The sequence below is a fragment of the Hydrogenophaga sp. L310 genome (assembly GCF_055703065.1).
Genome location: NZ_JBVPZA010000016.1, coordinates 25,140 through 41,933 on the forward strand (window position 1 = coordinate 25,140; position 16,794 = coordinate 41,933).

A 16,794-nucleotide genomic window follows, 5' to 3' on the forward strand; every position below is an offset into this window, starting at 1 on the left:
GGTGGGAGTCCAGGTTATCGGGTCAATCCAGCATACAGGACCGGCAGCTTCTCGGGCAGGCGTTCCACCTTGTCCACCACCAGGTAGTTGCGCTCGCCGAAGATGCGGCGCACGTACTGGTCGGCGCGCGGGTCCAGGCTCATGCAGTAGGTCATGACGCCGTTTCGGCCCGCTTCTTCCACCGCTTTTTTCGTGTCGTGACGCAGGTACTGCGGGTCGCGCACGTCCACGTCGGCGGGTTCACCGTCGGTGATGACCAGAAGCAGCTTTTTGCTGCTGCGCTGCGCCTTCAGCGCCGCCGCGGCGTGGCGGACGGCCGCGCCCATGCGGGTGGAGAGCTGCCCTTCCATGCCGGCCAGGCGCGCCTTGGCCACACTGTCGTAGGGTTGGTCAAAGTCCTTGAATCGCCAGTAGTTCACGTCGTGGCGGCCATCGGAGCAGAAGCCGTGGATGGCGAACGGGTCACCCACTTTCTGGATCGCATCCGCCAGCAGCGCGCAGGCCGAACGCGTGAGTTCGAGCACCGTGTGGTCCTGCCCGGCCACCTTGTCGTTGGTGGACTGCGAGAGATCAAGCAGCACCAGCACCGAGATGTCGCGCGTCTTGCGCACACTGCGCATCATGATGCGCGGATCGGGCTGGCGGCCCATGCGCATCTCGATCACCGACGCGAGCGCCGCGTTGAGGTCGATGTCGTCGCCGTCTTCGAGCTTGCGGATGCGCTGCACACCTTGTGGCTGCATCGCGTCCAGGATGTACTTCATGCGGCCGATCAGGCGCCGGTGCTCGACGAGGATGCCGTCGATCACCGCCACGTCGCCGACCTTGGGTCGGCGTTCCTGCACCGTGGCCCAGGCCGGGCGTTCGAGCTGGATCATGTGGTCCCATTCGCCGTAGTGCACCGGCGGCAGCACCGGCTCGCGGCCTTCGCTTTGGTTGAAGGACACACCCAGATCTTCGTACGGGAAGAGCTCGGTGCCCAGCACCCAGACCTCCTGCGCATCGTCGCCCGCGCCCTCCACTTCCAGCTCGTTGACGAACTCCATCAGACCGACCTGCTTGCGCACCTGCTGCGGTGGCTCGTACCCCGCAGCGATGGAACGTTCAAAGTCAAAACCGTCAAAGGCCCAGAAGTAGCGGTTGTCGTCGCGATAGGTCGCGCTTTGCAGATCGGTGCGCGGCTGGTAGCTGGGCCCCAACGTGAGCTCGCGGTAGCTGTGCGCCAGTTGCACGCCGAGTTCCCACGACACGGTGTTGTCATGCGGTGCTGCCTGCATGCGCGGCAGCGCCTCGGCCAGCAGCGCGCGGCCCTGGGCGATCCAGGGATGCGCGTCTTCAAAGGCGGGGTCGAGCAGCGCGCGCGCCAGGCGGTTGAGCCAGTCGCCTGCCGTGGCGCACTGAGTGGCGGTCACGGTGTGCAGTTGGGCCCAGAGCGGGCGCATGCCGGGAAAGCGCGCCAGCGTCAGCGATTCCACCCGAGCGTCTTCCATCAGACCGATCACCGCCATCTGCCACGGGTTCAGCGATTCGGCCGAGATCGGCTGGCGCGTGAACACCACGTGCGAGGCGGCGTGCGCGGCGGCGGCGCGGTAGAGCTGTGTGGCGTCCACCTGGCCGGCGTTGCCGTCCACCGCGTCATACGCGTCGGGCAGGTGGATGAAATAGTCCTCGATGAAGGGGCGGTAGCCCTCACGGCTCTCGTAGTCGCCCGCCGTGGGGCGCATGAAGAAGTCGCGCCCCCAGAGCGCGCGCAGGTACATGTTGATGCGCCGCTGCACGTCCACCAGCAGCGTGCCCTTGCGTTCCTTCTGCAACATGGCCAGCGACTCTTTGGACTGCAGGCCGAAGTACGCGACCTGTTCTTCGAAGTTCGTGCGGTGCGCCTGCGCGCCCCAGGTAGCCCAGCGCCGCAGGCCGCCGAGCGTGAGCTGACCGAACAGCGCGTCCAGCTGGCCCAGCATGGGCCGCAGCCCGCGCGGCGCCTGCGCCACCAGGGTGTTGAGGAACTGGAGGTACTGCATGAACAGCGCGCCATCGGCCAGGCGGCGCGCGGCGGTGGGCGCGGTCGCCAGCATCAGCTCGATCACCGCACCCGATGTCTTGGACGCGAGCATGAGCGCGGTGGTGGCCAGTTCACCAACCACGTCCTCGCCGATCTCCTGCGCCACCTGTGGCGCGCCGTCGATCCAGGCGTTGACCAGTTCGTGGCCACGGCCCAGACCGCGCAGCGCGGCGGCGCCCTTCACGTAGTTGTCCAGTCCACGCGCCGAAAACACCTTGGTCGCATCGGGCCAGCTGCGCTCCAGCAGCTCGCGCGAAGCCGGCTCCAGCTGGTCGGTCCACTCGGTGTGGTCGTGCAGGTGAACGCTCATGGCGAGATCAGAAGAATGTCGAAACCGCTGCATCCAGCGCGTCGCGCATGTCCGGGTCGTCCGTGATCGGGCGCACCAGGGCCACGCGGCAGGCGGCCTGAGCGGCCACGCCTTTGGCGATCAGGCTGCCCGCGTAGATCAGCATGCGGGTGGAGATGCCTTCATCCAGGCCATGGCCCTTGAGGTTGCGTGCACGCTCGGCGATGCCGACCAGCTTGCCCGCCACGTCCAGGCTCACGCCGGTTTCGTGGGCCACGATCTCCGCTTCGATGTCGTGTTCCGGGTAGTTGAAATCCAGCGCACCGAAGCGCTGCTTGGTGGACTGTTTCAAGTCCTTCATCAGACTCTGGTAGCCCGGGTTGTAGGAGATGACGATCTGGAAGTCCGGGTGGGCCTTGACCAGCTCGCCCTTTTTCTCCAGCGGCAACACGCGGCGGTTGTCGGTCAGCGGATGGATCACCACGGTGGTGTCTTGCCGCGCCTCAACGACTTCGTCAAGGTAGCAGATGGCGCCCAGGCGCGCGGCCATGGCCAGCGGGCCGTCCTGCCAGCGGGTGCCCTGGGCGTCGAGCAGGAAGCGGCCGACGAGGTCACTGGCCGTCATGTCTTCGTTGCAGGCCACGGTGATCAGCGGCTTGTTCAGCTTCCACGCCATGTACTCGACAAAGCGTGTCTTGCCGCAGCCGGTGGGGCCCTTGAGCATCATGGGCATGCGCACCGAGTACGCGGCCTCGTACAGTTCGACCTCATCGGCCACCGGGCGGTAATAGGGTTGCTGTGCGACGCGGTAGGCGTCGAGTGTTTCGCTCATGTTCGTCTCCTTGTCTCGTTCGTCGCGTTGGCTCGTTGACGCTGCACCGCGTGCTGCGGCGCGGCCAACTCCGTTCGTGTCCCCCGCCGGCCTGCGGTCGGCTCCTCCTTTACCTCACTGCGTCGGCCACACCGCACCACGCTCACGAGCGATCAGTTGAGAAGAAATTCCAACCAAACGTCCGGAGCGCGTGCAGTAACCAGAGATGCCGTGGAACCGGCTTCGCCGGGCCACAGGCATCGCCCCCTGGGGGGGTGACGCCGCAGGCGGCGCGGGGGGATCAACAGTTACACCGTTTTTCCGCGATAGATCACCATCGAGGTGCCCTGCGACTGCGAGAAGTTGTTGTAGCCGATCAGGCGCACATGGTTGTCCGGGTTGGCCTTGCGGCAGGCTGCGGCTTCGGCCAGCACCTTGTCCACGTCGGTCTCACCGAACATCGGCAACTTCCACATATACCAGTAGGAGTCCATCAGGTACTGCGGCTCGGTGTGTTCGATCGCGGGGTTCCAGCCCTTTTTCACCAGGTACTCGACCTGTTTGCGGATATCCGCATCGGTCATGGCCGGCAGGTAGGAAAAGGTCTCGAACTTGCGGCTGGCAGGGTCGGAGAGTCGTGAGGTGTAGTCTTGCATGCTCATGATGGGTTCCTTTAAAAAATAGCGCTGCGTCCGAACCTGTCAAGTTCGATTCAGGACGCGAAGCAAAGCCGCAGACAGTGCTGAAGGCACGGCAAGGCTTTGCGACAAAGTCATGGATCGAAATCGACAGGCTCACTTGTGCGCCACGTCGAGCTTGTCCACTGTGTCGAACTCGAACTTGATCTCTTTCCAGGTTTCCATGGCGATCTTGAGTTCGGGCGAGTGCTTGGCGGCATCCATCAGCACGGTCTTGCCCTCTTTTTCCACCGCCACGCCTTCGTTGCGGGCCTTGACGCAGGCCTCGACCGCCACGCGGTTGGCACAGGCGCCCGCCGCATTGCCCCAGGGGTGACCCAGCGTTCCGCCACCGAACTGCAGGCAGGAGTCGTCGCCGAAGATGTTGACCAGCGCGGGCATGTGCCACACGTGGATGCCGCCCGAGGCGACCGGGAACATGCCCGGCATCGAACCGAAGTCCTGGTCGAAAAAGATGCCGCGGCTGCGGTCTTCCTTGATGAACGAGTCGCGCATGATGTCGATCCAGCCCAGCGTGGCCTCACGATCGCCTTCGAGCTTGCCCACCACGGTGCCGGAGTGCAGGTGGTCACCACCCGACAGGCGCAGGCACTTGCTGAGCACGCGGAAGTGGATGCCGTGGTGCGGGTTGCGGTCCAGCACGGCGTGCATGGCACGGTGGATGTGCAGCAGCATGCCGTTGTCACGGCACCAGTTGGCCAGGCTCGTGTTGGCGGTGAAGCCGCCGGTGAGGAAGTCGTGCATGATGATCGGAGCGCCCAGTTCCTTGGCGAACTCGGCGCGCTTGAACATCTCTTCCACCGTCGGTGAGGTCACGTTCAGGTAGTGACCCTTGCGCTCGCCGGTTTCGCGCTCGGCCTTCTGGCAGGCTTCGACCACGAATTCGAAACGATCACGCCAACGCATGAACGGCTGGCTGTTGACGTTCTCGTCGTCCTTGGTCAGGTCCAGACCACCGCGCAGGCACTCGTACACCGCACGGCCGTAGTTTTTGGCCGAGAGGCCCAACTTGGGTTTGATGGTGCAACCCAGCAGCGGGCGACCGTACTTGTTGAAACGGTCGCGTTCGACCTGGATGCCGGCCGGAGGACCGCCGCAGGTCTTGACATAGGCAATCGGGAAGCGGATGTCTTCCAGGCGCAGGGCCCGCAGTGCCTTGAAGCCGAACACGTTGCCCACCAGCGAGGTCAGCACGTTGACGATGGAGCCTTCTTCGAACAGGTCGATCGGGTAGGCCACGAAGGCGTAGAAGCAGGTGTCGTCGCCGGGCACGTCTTCGATGCGGTAGGCGCGTCCCTTGTAGTGGTCCAGGTCGGTCAGCAGGTCGGTCCAGACCGTGGTCCAGGTGCCGGTGGACGATTCGGCCGCCACGGCTGCGGCCACTTCTTCGCGGTCCACGCCGGCCTGCGGCGTGATCTTGAAACACGCGAGGATGTCAGTGTCCTTGGGGGTGTAGTGGGGTTCCCAGTACGTGCTGCGGTATTCCTTGACACCGGCGCTGTAGATCTTCGTAGCCATTGCGGGTTGCTCCTTTTCGGGGTGGTCAAACGTCTCACTGTGGTGCTCAAAGCGGCCCCGGTGTGCTGAGATGGGGCGCCGTTGCTCTGAACTGGTGCGGATTGTTGACTGCACAATCAATAAATAAAAGTAAAATGTTTTTAATATTACGGTTTATTAAACTCAAACATTAGAGACAAGCCCATGAACCTGCGCCACGCCACCTTGCACCAGCTGCGCATCTTTCTCGCTGTGGCTCGGCACAGCAGCTTTGCCCGCGCCGCCGAAGACTTGCACCTCTCCCCGCCCACGCTGTCGCTGCAGGTCAAGCAACTGGCGGAAACGGTGGGCCAGCCGCTGTTCGAACAGCTGGGAAAAAAGATCTACCTCACGGCCGCCGGCAAGACATTGGCCGAGGCGTGTGAAGACATTCAAAGTCGCATGGAACGCCTCTCCGAAGATCTCGCGGCTCTGCAAGGTGTGGAACGTGGCAGCCTGAAACTCGCGATCCTCACCACGGTGAAATACACCGTGCCCAAGCTGTTGGGCGGCTTCTGCGCGGCGCACCCGGGCATCGAAGTGGCCATGCTGGTGGGCAACCGCGAAAAGCTGCTGCAACGCCTGGCCAACAACGAGGACGACCTCTACATCATGGGACAACCACCCGAGCAAATGGACGTGGTCAGCGAGGCTTTTGCAGACAACCCGCTGGTGCTGGTGGCGCCGCCCGACCACCCGCTGACGGGCAAGAAAAAGATCGCTCCCAGCCGCCTGAACAGCGAACCTTTCATCCTGCGCGAACCTGGCTCGGGCACACGGCTTACCGCCGAGAAGTTCTTCGCCAGCCAAGGCGTGACGCTGAAGAACCGGCTGGAGGTGGGCAGCAACGAAGCGATCAAGCAGACCGTGGCCGGTGGCCTGGGTCTGGCGGTGTTGTCGGCCACCACGGTCACCTCAGAGCTGGCGCTGGGCGAGCTGGTGCTGCTGGATGTGGTGGGTTTTCCGCTGATCCGCCGCTGGCACGTGGTCTACCCGCGTGGCAAGCGGCTGTCGGCCGCGGCGCTGGCGTTCAAGGACTGGCTGTTCGAGCACCGGCCGCAGCCGATCGGCTGAACACCCGGGACGGTCCTCAGGCCATGTCTTCGGCGGGCTCCAGCGGGGTGATGAGGATCTGGTCGATGCGGCGGCCGTCAAGCACCAGCACCTCGAAGCGCCAGCCCGCGCAATCAACGGTGTCGCCCTGCGCAAGCAACTCCCCGGCCACGGTCTGCATCAGCCCGGCCACGGTGTTGTAGCGGCCCTTGTCTTCGTCGGGCAGTTCCTCGATGTCCAGCCGGGCCTTGAGTTCAGCCACCGGCATGGCCCCGTCCACCAGCCAGCTACCGTCCTCGCGTTGCGTGGCCCAGGCATCCAGTGCCTCGTGGGGGTAGAGTTCGCCGGTGATGGCTTCGAGCATGTCCAGCGGTGTGAGCAATCCCTGCACCACCCCGTATTCGTCCACCACCAGCACCATGCGCGTGGAGCGCTCGCGGAACTGCTCCAGCAGCTCCATGCCCGAGAGCGTTTCGGGCACGAACACCGCCGGTTGCACGTGGCGCATGATCGGCTCGTTGTTGCCCTCGGCCTGCAGCGCCAGCATGCGGGGCAGGTGGATCACCCCGACCACATCGGAGAGCCCGCCGCGGCAGACCGGGTACCACGAATGGCCGGTGGTCCAGGCCTTTTGCACCGCTTCGTCGATGGCGCTTTCCGCATCCAGCCATTCGATGTCGGCGTGCGGCACCATGATGGAGGTGAGCTGGCGGTCGTCGAGCAGGAACACGTTGCGCACCATCTGGTGTTCGTGCTCCTCGATGAGGCCCGCGTCGACCCCCTCTTCCAGGCTGGCGTTGATTTCTTCTTCGGTCACGTGCTGCACGGCGTTGGTATCGACGCGCAGCAGCTTGAGCGTGCCCTGCGTGGTCACCGACAGCAGCAGCACGAAGGGGCGCGCGATTTTCGCCACCCAGGCCATGGGCCTCGAAACCCAGCGCGAGACCGTTTCCGGGTAGAGCTGACCGATCCGCTTGGGCACCAGTTCGCCGAACACGATGGTGATGAAGGTGATCACCACCACCACCACCGCGGTGGCGCTCACACTGGCCGTGGCCTCGGTCAGCCCCAGACCCTGCAGCCAGGCCGCCAGGTCACCGCTGAATGCGGCTTCACCGACGATACCGTTGAGCATGCCGATGGAGGTGATGCCCACCTGCACCGAAGAGAGGAACTGCGTGGGATCTTCGAGCAGCTTCAGAGCGGTCTCAGCGCCCTTGTCACCAGCTTCCGCCATGGCCGACAGCCGGGCCTTGCGACTGGACGCCAGTGCCAGTTCCGACATGGCAAAGGCGCCATTGAGCAGGGTGAGAAAGATGATTAAGAGGGTATCCATAATGGGCGCATGGCACTTTACATGATTGGCGACGTGCAGGGCTGCGACGAGGCCCTCGGACGTCTGATGGACGAGATCGGTTTTTCACCCAGCCGCGACACGCTGTACCTGCTGGGCGACCTGGTCAATCGCGGTCCGTCGTCGCTGGCGGTGTTGCGCCGCTTGATGGCGCTCGAAGGGGCGGCGCATTGCCTGCTGGGCAACCACGACCTGCACCTGCTCGCCGTGGCGCACGGCGTGCGCAAGCCGCACCGCAGCGATACCGTGGCCGACATCCTGAACGCCCCCGACCGCGACGACCTGCTGGACTGGCTGCGCACGCGCTCCATGGCGCTGCAGGCCCACGGCTGGCTGATGGTGCACGCAGGCGTGCTGCCCCAGTGGGATGCGGCGCAGACCCTGGCGCTGGCGGGCGAGCTGGAAGCGGCACTGCGCAGCGCGGACTGGGGCGTTTTCCTGCACGGGATGTACGGCAACCAGCCCGACTTCTGGAGCGACGGCCTGCGCGGCGCCGCGCGGCTGCGCGTGATTGTCAATGCGCTCACGCGGCTGCGTTTCTGTTCGCCGCAGGGCGTGATGGAGTTCGACACCAAAGACAGCGCGGACAGCGCACCGGCGGGCTTCATGCCGTGGTTCGAGGTGCCGGGGCGGCGCACCGAAGGCACGCCGGTGGCGTTCGGCCACTGGTCGACGCTGGACGCCGACGTGCAGCGCCCGGGTGTGCTGGCACTGGACACGGGTTGTGTGTGGGGGGGCTGCCTGACGGCCGCGCGACTGGGGTCGCAACCGGGCGAGGTCGAACGCATCGCCGTGCGCTGCCCGCAGACCCGCCAACCGGGCAAGGGCTGATGGATTCAGCTGTTGTCGGTCACAGGGGCCACCGGCGCGCTCTTGAACAGCGCCGGCACCTTCTTGCGGGTCTTGATGTTGGGCGACAGGCGGCTGGCCGGCTTCTGCGCGGCTTCCCAGGACGGCGTGGCCTCGGCGGCCAGGCTGGGCTCGTAAGGCTTGTCGAACAGGGGATCGGCGGGCGCACGGGGTGCGCGCACCGGGCGGCTGGACGGCGCACGCGCTTCGCGCTCGGGACGCGCGCCACGGCTCTCGCGGATCTCGCGTTGTTCGCGGACCTCTTCGGGCTGCTGCCAGGCACGCTGGCCGTCGTTGAAGTGGCCGGCCGGTCGTTTGTCGGCCTCCAGCTCCAGCGCTTCGAGTTCCAGCTTCTTGCCCAGCAGTTTTTCCAGATCGCCCATCAGGCGCGTGTCGCGCGCGCTGACAAACGACACCGCCAGACCCGACGCGCCCGCGCGGCCGGTGCGGCCGATGCGGTGCACATAATCTTCGGCGTTGAACGGGATGTCGAAGTTGAAGACCGCCGGCACGTCCTTGATGTCCAGGCCGCGCGCGGCCACATCGGTACACACCAGCAGGTCGACCGCGCCGCTCTTGAAGGCTTCGAGCGCCTTCAGGCGCTCGTCCTGGCTCTTGTCGCCGTGCAGGGCCGTGGTGTTCAGGCCTTCGCGCTCCAGCGAACGCGCCAGGCGGGCACATCCGAGCTTGCTGTTGACGAACACGAAGGCCTGCTTGAGACCTCGCTCGGCCAGGATCTTCTTGAGCACACCGCGCTTGTCGTCGTCGTCGACCCGGTAGAAATGTTGCTCCACCGTGGAAGCTGTCGCGTTGGAGCGTGCGACCTCGATGGTCACCGGGTCCTGCAGGTAGCTGTTGGCCAGGCGCTTGATCTCGGTCGAGAACGTGGCCGAGAACAGCAGCGTGGTGCGCTGCTTGGGCAGGAAAGACAGGATGCGCTGCAGATCGGGCAGGAAGCCGATGTCGAGCATGCGGTCGGCCTCGTCGAGCACCACGTATTCGACCTGGTTGAGCACGCAGTTCTTGGCTTCGATGTGGTCCAGCAGACGCCCCGGCGTGGCCACCAGCACCTCGACACCCTTTTTCAGCTCGGCGGTCTGCGGCTTCATGTCCATGCCACCGAACACCACGGTGCTGCGCAGGTTGGTGTACTTGGCGTAGAGCTTGACCTGCTCGGCCACCTGGTCGGCGAGCTCGCGCGTGGGCAACAGCACCAAGGCGCGCACCGGGTGGCGCGCGGGCGAGGTAGACGTGTTGTCGTGCTTCATCATGCGCTGCAGCAGGGGCAGCGTGAAGGCGGCGGTCTTGCCGGTACCGGTCTGGGCGGCACCCATCACGTCACGTCCCTGCAGCACCACGGGGATGGCCTGTGCCTGGATCGGCGTCATGTTCTCGTAGCCCATTTCGGCCACGGCGCGCTCCAGCGAAGGAGAGAGAGAGAGTTGGGAGAAGGATAGGGTCATTTCAATGCGCGTTGCGTGTCCATGCGCGCTGGCAGGGCTTTAGCCTGATATTGTCGCACTTTGAGCGCTTTTCACCCAGCGCAGACGGCGAAGCCCCGGGTGGCACCCGCCAGACGCCACCCGCAGGCAGGCGTCAGATCTGCCGCGCGTTGAAGGTGTCGCAGGCCTTGACGCTGCCGGTTTCCAGCCCTTTGTGGAACCAGCGCTGGCGCTGTTCGCTGGTGCCGTGGGTGAAGCTGTCGGGCACCACCTGCCCCTGGCTCTTGCGCTGGATGGCGTCGTCACCGATGGCCGCGGCTGCGTTCAGCGCCTCTTCCACGTCGCCCGGCTCCAGGATGGCGTTGGTCTTGTGGTTGTGGTGCGCCCAGATGCCGGCAAAACAGTCGGCCTGCAGCTCCAGCCGCACGGACAGCGCGTTGTATTCGCGCTCGCTCACGCGCTGCCGGGCCTGCTCCATCTGCTGGGTCAGGCCCATCAGGTTCTGCACATGGTGGCCCACCTCGTGCGCAATGACGTAGGCCTGGGCAAAGTCGCCGGGCGCGCCGAGCTGGCTGCGCAGCGTCTCGTAGAAGCTCAGGTCGATGTAGACCTTCTGGTCACCCGGGCAATAAAACGGGCCCATGGCCGACTGGCCGGTGCCGCAGGCCGTGGGCACGGCGCCACGGAACAGCACCAGGCGCGGTTTCTGGTACTGCGAGCCGCTCTGCTGGAACACGGTCATCCACACATCTTCGGTGCCGCCCAGCACGGCTGCGACGAACTGGCCCATTTCATCGGTCGGTTTGCCCGCCGGGGCCGATGCCGGCGCGTTCTGCGTCTGTGTCGGTGCGAGGTCGCCCGCGCCGCCCAGGAAGCTCAGGATGGTCATGGGGTTGATGCCGAAGATCCAGCCGCCGATCAGCGCGATCACGATGGTGCCCAGGCCGATGTTGCGTCCGCCGGTGCGCCGACCTCCACCGCCGAACATGCCGCCCCCCGATGAGGAGCGACGGTCTTCAACCTGGTCCGACTGGCGGTTGTTTCCCCATTTCATGGTGCGTTCTCCTCGGGTCTGGCGACACAGCCAGACCCATTATGCAAAGCTCCAAACAAAAAGCGCTGCCGGGGGCAGCGCTTCCGTTGCGATCGGTGTGGCGATTTCAGGTCTTGGGCAGCGTCACACCCACCTGGCCCTGGTATTTGCCGCCGCGGTCCTTGTAGCTGGTCTCGCAGACGTCGTCCTTGTCGCTCTCGAAGAACAGCACCTGGGCACAGCCCTCACCGGCGTAGATCTTGGCGGGCAGCGGCGTGGTGTTGCTGAATTCCAGCGTCACGTAGCCTTCCCACTCGGGCTCGAACGGCGTCACATTGACGATGATGCCGCAGCGCGCGTAGGTGCTCTTGCCCAGGCAGATGGTCAGCACATTGCGCGGGATGCGGAAATACTCCAGGGTGCGCGCCAGCGCGAAGCTGTTGGGCGGGATGACGCAGACATCCTTGTTGATGTCCACAAAGCTGTTTTCGTCGAAGTTCTTCGGATCCACCACCGTGCTGTGGATGTTGGTGAAGACCTTGAATTCGGGCGCGCAGCGGATGTCGTAGCCGTAGCTGCTGGTGCCGTAGCTCACGATCTTTTCGCCGGCGGCGTTCTGCCGGATCTGGCCCGGTTCGAAGGGCTCGATCATGCCGTGCTGCTCGGCCATGCGGCGGATCCATCTGTCGCTCTTGATGCTCATGTATTTGCTCCGGTTGCCCCGGATTGTAGGCACTCAGGACCACCCAACGATCTGGCGCCGGGCCGCCCCCAGCCAGATCAGCCCCCATAAGCGGCTGCAACCCGCGCAGCGGCGGAGCGTGGAGCGCGCGGTCTTCAGGCCGTGTGCGTTCGCTCCACCACCCGGTCATCGCCCAGCACGATCAGCGCGAACAGCAGTTCGTCCAGGCTGTTCGCCTGAGCCGTCTTGCGCGCCAGCAGCGGCGTGGCCTGCGGGTCGAGCACGACGAAGTCGGCCTCACAGCCGGGCTGCAGGTTGCCCACCACGCCGTCCAGCCCCAGCGCCCGGGCCGCACCCGCCGTGTGTTGCCACCAGAGCTGGCCTGGCGTGAGGCTCAGGCCTGTCTTGCTCTGGCCTTCGCGGCCCACGTAATACGCTGCGAGCATGGTGTGGAAAGGAGAAAAGCTGGTGCCGCCGCCCACGTCGCTGGCCAGGCCGTAGCGCATGCCGGCGGCGTCGGCCGCGGCGAAGTCAAAGAATCCACTGCCCAGGAACAGGTTGCTGGTGGGGCTCACCGCCGCTGCGGCACCGGTTTCGCGCATGAGCGCCCGGTCGTCCGCATCGAGGTGGATGCAGTGGGCGTACACCGCGCGCTCGCGCAGCAGGCCGTGGTCGCCATAAACGCCGAGGTAGCTGCGCGCGTCCGGGAACAGTTCGGCCGCCCATTTCACCTCGTCCAAGTTTTCGGCCACGTGCGACTGGATCCACACGCCGGTGTATTTCGCCGCCAGCTCGCCGGCGCCTCGCAGCTGGGCGGGTGTGCTGGTGGGCGCAAAACGCGGTGTGATGGCGTAACCCAGGCGGTCCACGCCGTGCCAGCGCTGGATCAGGTTCTCGGTGTCGATCAGGCTCTGTTCGGTGTCATCGCGCACACCATCGGGACTGTGGCGGTCCTGCAGCACCTTGCCGGTGATGAAACGCAGGCCGCGCGCCTGGGCCTCCTTGAACGCCGCGTCCACCGACTGCGGGTGCGAGGTGGCGAAGGTCAAGGCCGTGGTGACGCCATGGCGCTGCAATTCGTCAAAGAAAAAGCCCGCCACCTCGCGTGCGTGGTCTTCGTTGCTGAAGCGCGATTCGTGCGGGAAGGTGTAGTTTTCCAGCCAGGGCAGCAGGCCCGCGGCGGGTGCACCGATCACGTCGGTCTGCGGGTAGTGGACGTGCATGTCCAAGAAACCGGGCGCGATCAGCTTGCCACGCAGGTCTTCCACAGCCACGCCGGGAAAGCGGTCCACCAGCGCGTCATAGGATCCCACCGCCCGCACGACCCGGCGCCCGTTCGCGTCGGGGCCGACCACGAGCAGGCCATCGGATTCGTAGAGGGGGGTGTGGTCGTCGGAGAAACGAAGAAGGGCGGCTCGGTAGGCTTTCATGCAGTCTGAAGCTTACCGGCACCGCCCGCCTGCGGCATACGGCGGGGCAGATAACCCCATGACGAACGTCACGCGGCCCGCCGGGCGCACCCCGCCTTCAGCGCGCCAGCTTGCCCACCACGCCCTCGACCAGCCAGTTCATGTTCAGGATCTCGGCGTCGCTGAGCGACTGGCCGGCGGCCATCACCACCTGGCCTTCGTTGTTCCGCACGTCGGCCTTCGTGGCAAACGGTTGCAGCCGGCCCGCGGCCATGTCGGCCTGGCGCGCCAGCACCTCCGCCTGCACGGCGGCGGGCACCTTGCTGCCAAACCCGTCGACGCGGATCATGCCGTCCTTCACGCCGCCCCAGACGCTGCCACTCTTCCAGCTGCCGTCCAACACGGCCTTGACGCGGCGGGTGTAGTAGTCGCCCCAGAGGTGGGTCACCGCCACCACCTGCGCGTCGGGTGCGACCTTGCGCATGTCCGAGTGGTAGGCCACGGCGAGCTTGCCGCGCTCCTGCGCCGCCGTCATCACGGCGGTGGAGCCGGTGTGGAAAGCCAGCACCTCGGCGCCCTGGTTCATCAGCGTCATGGCCGCCTCGCGCTCGCGCGGCGGGTTGAACCACTCGCCCAGGAACACCACGCGCACCGTGGCCGCCGGGTTCACCGAACGCATGCCAAGCGTGAAGGCGTTGATGCCCTGCACCACCTCGGGAATCGGGAAACCCGCCACGTAGCCGGCCTGCGTGGCCAAACGCCCGGCCGCCACACCGGCCAGGTAACGGCCTTCGTAATAACGCGCATTGGACGTGGCCACGTTGGGCGCGGTCTTGTAACCCGTGACCGACTCGAACTTCACGTTCGGAAATTCACGCGCCACCTTCAGCGTGGGCTCCATGTAGCCGAAGCTGGGCGTGAAGATGATCTGGTGCCCCTGCTGCGCGAGGTCGCGGATCACGCGCTCGGCGTCCGGGCCTTCGGCCACGTTTTCCACGAAGGTGGTCTGCACCTTGCCGGACAGCGCCGCTTCCACGGCCTTGCGGCCCTGGTCGTGCTGTCGCACCCAGCCGGCGTCGGTCAGCGGCGCGACGTAGACGAACGCGGCCTTGACCGGTGGCGCGACGGGCGCCGTCTGGGCTTGTGCGGAGAAGGGAAAAGAAAAGAAAAAGCTGGTGACCGCCAGGGCGCAGGCGCGCCGGGCCACGAGGTTTTTGTACATGGTGTTCCTCTACATGGCTTCCGAAGGACAAAAAAAGCGAGCCGGGGAAGCACCGGCTCGCAGGGGGCAGATTGTACCGTGGGGCGTTGATGCCGCCCGTTCAGGCGAGTGCGGCCAGGCCGACCGAACGGTCCAGCGCGTCAACCATCGCGGCCCGCTGTGCCTCACTGACGAAGCTCGCTTCAAAACTGTTTTTCGCCAGCTTGATCACGTCGGCCTCCGTCAACGCCAGGGCGCGCACGGTCTGTTCGAAGTTCGCGTTGAGGTAACCGCCGAAATAGGCCGGATCGTCCGAATTGACGGTGGCGCACAGGCCCGCGTCGAGCAGCTGTTTCATCGGGTGGTCGGCCAGGTCGTCAACCACGCAGAGTTTCAGGTTGGACAGCGGACACACGGTCAGCGGCGTGCGGCGCTTCGCCAGTTCGGCCACCAGCACCGGGTCCTCCAGGCAGCGCACGCCGTGGTCGATGCGTTCGGCCTGCAGCAGCTCCAGCGCTTCCCAGATGTACTCGGGCGGACCTTCTTCGCCCGCGTGCGCGACGATGCGCAAACCCAGTTCACGGCAGCGCGCGAACACGCGCACAAACTTCTCGGGCGGATGGTCCACCTCGCTGGAATCCAGCCCCACGCCGATGAAGTGTTCGCGGTACGGCAGTGCGGCTTCCAGCGTGGCGAAGGCTTCGGCTTCGCTCAGGTGGCGCAGGAAACACAGGATCAGCGCCGAACTGATGCCCAGCTTGCTCTGCGCGTCGGCGCAGGCGCGTGACAGGCCCTGGACCACCGTCGCCATAGAGACGCCCCGCGCGGTGTGCGTCTGCGGGTCAAAAAAGATCTCGGTGTGAATCACGTGATCGGCCTTGGCCCGCTCGAAATAGGCCCAGGCCATGTCGTAGAAATCGGCCTCCTGCAGCAGCACGCTGGCACCCGCGTAGTAGATGTCCAGGAAGCTCTGCAGGTCGGTGAAGGCGTAGGCCGCGCGCAGGGCTTCGACATCGGCATAGGGCAGCTGCACGCCGTTGCGCTGCGCCAGCGCAAAGATCAGCTCGGGCTCCAGCGAACCCTCGATGTGGATGTGCAGCTCGGCCTTCGGGATCACCCGGGCCAGGGCCACGGCGCGTTCAATGGCGGGGTTCTTCATGACGGTGCTCCTTGCTGTCGAACTGGAATTTACAGGCTGTCGATACCCACAGACCCTGCATGGGGTCGTGCTTCAACACACGCCCAAAGACACACCCAGCCGGGCCAGGTAGCGCCGGTAGGCGCTGGACATGCGGTCGGCCGGGCTGTGCACCTCGTTGATCGGTCCGTCCTGGCCGATCGGCAGCGTCTTCGGCACCTGGGATTCGACGATGGGGCGGTCCTGGGCGAACACGGCGTCCTGGAAAGCACGCAGTTCCTCGTCGTCCGACAGGTCGCCCAGCGTGGCCATGGCGAACCAGGCGGTGCAACCCGTCGCCGAATCGGGCCGGATGAACAGCGCGATCGCGTTGCTCACCGGATCGCCCTCGGCCGCGTCCTTGCGCAGCACCGCGGCAAACGGGTGCGGGACCGTGTAGCGGTAGGTGATGAAGCCACCCTCGCTGGCGCCCGCGTAGGCACGCGGCTGCCAGGCCTTGCAGTCGCGGGCCACCAGACCCTCGGCGCCCTCTTCCACCCGGCCCGTTTCCACCTGCGCATGGCTGCGCTCACCGAGCCAGCCCTCGTGCACAAAACCGAAATGGCTCAGGTCCAGGAAGTTCTCGACCAGGCGTGGCGCGCTGGTGGCCACCTCGTAGGGACCGCACAGCACCTGGCGCCAGAGCGGATCGCTCCAGGGCTCGAACGCGGGCGGTTCCGTCAGGGCCGTTGGCACGCGGGTGCGGTCGGGCCGCTCCAGGCGCACCCACACCAGCCCGTGGCGCTCGACCGCCTCAAACACGGTCGCACAATGGGACGCGGGCGGCTCAAACACCGGTGCCGCCGGCACATGCACACAACGCCCCACGGCCACCGGCACCACCGCCTGCTGGGCCGCGGTGTCGCCGCCGAACTGCCAGCCGTGGTACGGGCACTCCAGCCGCGCGCCATGCAGGTGGTTCAGCACACGACCGAGCGACAGGCGTGCACCGCGGTGGGGACAGCGGTCCGCCCAGGCGTGCACCACACCGTGTGCGCCCTCGTGTCCCGGCTCGCGCCAGAGCACCAGGGGCTTGCCCAGCAGCTCCACCGCCACCGGCGCATCGCGCACCATGTGCGACGCGGTCACCGGATGCCAGAGTTGTGTCTCGATCATGGGTGTGATCCTTCAAAAAGCAAATCGCCGCTGCAAAAAAGGCAGCGGCGATGGTCTCCGGCGCGCGTGTCTTCACCCCAGG

General features: G+C 65.8%; 14 protein-coding genes. 2 read left to right on the forward strand and 12 right to left on the reverse strand.

What is annotated here, in order from left to right:
• Nucleotides 1-14: 14 nt before the first annotated feature.
• From AC0GNO_RS20380 to AC0GNO_RS20395, 4 genes are all read right to left on the reverse strand, one after another.
• The gene (locus tag AC0GNO_RS20380) at nucleotides 15-2,372 is read right to left on the reverse strand and encodes a nitric oxide reductase activation protein NorD (RefSeq protein WP_472905285.1); all 2,358 of its coding nucleotides are present in this window, start codon (nucleotides 2,370-2,372) and stop codon (nucleotides 15-17) included.
• A 7-nt stretch (nucleotides 2,373-2,379) separates the two neighbouring features.
• Nucleotides 2,380-3,183, reverse strand: coding sequence for a CbbQ/NirQ/NorQ domain-containing protein (locus tag AC0GNO_RS20385; RefSeq protein ID WP_472905286.1), 804 nt, complete (start codon nucleotides 3,181-3,183; stop codon nucleotides 2,380-2,382).
• A gap of 287 nt (nucleotides 3,184-3,470) precedes the next feature.
• Nucleotides 3,471-3,824 (reverse strand): ribulose bisphosphate carboxylase small subunit, encoded by a 354-nt coding sequence (locus tag AC0GNO_RS20390; RefSeq protein ID WP_472888395.1) that lies wholly within the window; start codon nucleotides 3,822-3,824, stop codon nucleotides 3,471-3,473.
• A 132-nt stretch (nucleotides 3,825-3,956) separates the two neighbouring features.
• The gene (locus AC0GNO_RS20395; RefSeq protein WP_472888396.1) at nucleotides 3,957-5,378 is read right to left on the reverse strand and encodes a form I ribulose bisphosphate carboxylase large subunit; all 1,422 of its coding nucleotides are present in this window, start codon (nucleotides 5,376-5,378) and stop codon (nucleotides 3,957-3,959) included.
• A gap of 183 nt (nucleotides 5,379-5,561) precedes the next feature.
• Here AC0GNO_RS20395 and AC0GNO_RS20400 point away from each other — a divergent pair, with 183 nt between their 5' ends.
• Complete coding sequence (locus tag AC0GNO_RS20400; protein ID WP_472905287.1) at nucleotides 5,562-6,470, forward strand: LysR family transcriptional regulator; 909 nt, start codon at nucleotides 5,562-5,564, stop codon at nucleotides 6,468-6,470.
• 16 nt (nucleotides 6,471-6,486) lie between these two features.
• Here AC0GNO_RS20400 and AC0GNO_RS20405 read toward each other — a convergent pair whose 3' ends face one another.
• Nucleotides 6,487-7,785 (reverse strand): hemolysin family protein, encoded by a 1,299-nt coding sequence (locus AC0GNO_RS20405; protein ID WP_472905288.1) that lies wholly within the window; start codon nucleotides 7,783-7,785, stop codon nucleotides 6,487-6,489.
• Nucleotides 7,786-7,794: 9 nt separating this feature from the next.
• Here AC0GNO_RS20405 and AC0GNO_RS20410 point away from each other — a divergent pair, with 9 nt between their 5' ends.
• A complete protein-coding gene (locus AC0GNO_RS20410; protein WP_472905289.1) occupies nucleotides 7,795-8,634 on the forward strand; it encodes a symmetrical bis(5'-nucleosyl)-tetraphosphatase in 840 nt (279 codons plus the stop codon).
• A gap of 5 nt (nucleotides 8,635-8,639) precedes the next feature.
• Here AC0GNO_RS20410 and AC0GNO_RS20415 read toward each other — a convergent pair whose 3' ends face one another.
• From AC0GNO_RS20415 to AC0GNO_RS20445, 7 genes are all read right to left on the reverse strand, one after another.
• A complete protein-coding gene (locus tag AC0GNO_RS20415; protein ID WP_472905290.1) occupies nucleotides 8,640-10,115 on the reverse strand; it encodes a DEAD/DEAH box helicase in 1,476 nt (491 codons plus the stop codon).
• A 133-nt stretch (nucleotides 10,116-10,248) separates the two neighbouring features.
• A complete protein-coding gene (gene ypfJ / locus AC0GNO_RS20420) occupies nucleotides 10,249-11,148 on the reverse strand; it encodes a KPN_02809 family neutral zinc metallopeptidase (RefSeq protein WP_472905291.1) in 900 nt (299 codons plus the stop codon).
• A gap of 106 nt (nucleotides 11,149-11,254) precedes the next feature.
• Nucleotides 11,255-11,830: a dCTP deaminase gene (dcd, locus tag AC0GNO_RS20425; RefSeq protein ID WP_472888402.1), complete on the reverse strand. Its 576-nt coding sequence runs from the start codon at nucleotides 11,828-11,830 to the stop codon at nucleotides 11,255-11,257.
• A 134-nt stretch (nucleotides 11,831-11,964) separates the two neighbouring features.
• Complete coding sequence (gene guaD / locus AC0GNO_RS20430) at nucleotides 11,965-13,239, reverse strand: guanine deaminase (protein WP_472905292.1); 1,275 nt, start codon at nucleotides 13,237-13,239, stop codon at nucleotides 11,965-11,967.
• Nucleotides 13,240-13,336: 97 nt separating this feature from the next.
• Nucleotides 13,337-14,440 (reverse strand): BMP family ABC transporter substrate-binding protein, encoded by a 1,104-nt coding sequence (locus AC0GNO_RS20435; protein ID WP_472888404.1) that lies wholly within the window; start codon nucleotides 14,438-14,440, stop codon nucleotides 13,337-13,339.
• A gap of 100 nt (nucleotides 14,441-14,540) precedes the next feature.
• Entirely contained in the window at nucleotides 14,541-15,578 is a 1,038-nt protein-coding gene (locus AC0GNO_RS20440) for an adenosine deaminase (protein ID WP_472905293.1), read from the reverse strand.
• Between the two features lie 72 nt (nucleotides 15,579-15,650).
• Complete coding sequence (locus AC0GNO_RS20445) at nucleotides 15,651-16,712, reverse strand: Rieske 2Fe-2S domain-containing protein (RefSeq protein WP_472905294.1); 1,062 nt, start codon at nucleotides 16,710-16,712, stop codon at nucleotides 15,651-15,653.
• Nucleotides 16,713-16,794 lie beyond the last annotated feature (82 nt).

Excerpts from the sequence above, each read along its gene's own strand:
- AC0GNO_RS20390 (WP_472888395.1), bottom strand. The coding sequence starts at position 3,824 with ATGAGCATGCAAGACTACACCTCACGACTCTCCGACCCTGCCAGCCGC.
- AC0GNO_RS20445 (WP_472905294.1), bottom strand. The coding sequence starts at position 16,712 with ATGATCGAGACACAACTCTGGCATCCGGTGACCGCGTCGCACATGGTG.
- AC0GNO_RS20415 (WP_472905290.1), bottom strand. The coding sequence starts at position 10,115 with ATGACCCTATCCTTCTCCCAACTCTCTCTCTCTCCTTCGCTGGAGCGC.
- AC0GNO_RS20440 (WP_472905293.1), bottom strand. The coding sequence starts at position 15,578 with ATGAAGAACCCCGCCATTGAACGCGCCGTGGCCCTGGCCCGGGTGATC.
- AC0GNO_RS20410 (WP_472905289.1), top strand. The coding sequence starts at position 7,795 with ATGGCACTTTACATGATTGGCGACGTGCAGGGCTGCGACGAGGCCCTC.
- AC0GNO_RS20380 (WP_472905285.1), bottom strand. The coding sequence starts at position 2,372 with ATGAGCGTTCACCTGCACGACCACACCGAGTGGACCGACCAGCTGGAG.
- AC0GNO_RS20405 (WP_472905288.1), bottom strand. The coding sequence starts at position 7,785 with ATGGATACCCTCTTAATCATCTTTCTCACCCTGCTCAATGGCGCCTTT.
- ypfJ (WP_472905291.1), bottom strand. The coding sequence starts at position 11,148 with ATGAAATGGGGAAACAACCGCCAGTCGGACCAGGTTGAAGACCGTCGC.
- dcd (WP_472888402.1), bottom strand. The coding sequence starts at position 11,830 with ATGAGCATCAAGAGCGACAGATGGATCCGCCGCATGGCCGAGCAGCAC.
- AC0GNO_RS20385 (WP_472905286.1), bottom strand. The coding sequence starts at position 3,183 with ATGAGCGAAACACTCGACGCCTACCGCGTCGCACAGCAACCCTATTAC.
- guaD (WP_472905292.1), bottom strand. The coding sequence starts at position 13,239 with ATGAAAGCCTACCGAGCCGCCCTTCTTCGTTTCTCCGACGACCACACC.
- AC0GNO_RS20395 (WP_472888396.1), bottom strand. The coding sequence starts at position 5,378 with ATGGCTACGAAGATCTACAGCGCCGGTGTCAAGGAATACCGCAGCACG.
- AC0GNO_RS20435 (WP_472888404.1), bottom strand. The coding sequence starts at position 14,440 with ATGTACAAAAACCTCGTGGCCCGGCGCGCCTGCGCCCTGGCGGTCACC.
- AC0GNO_RS20400 (WP_472905287.1), top strand. The coding sequence starts at position 5,562 with ATGAACCTGCGCCACGCCACCTTGCACCAGCTGCGCATCTTTCTCGCT.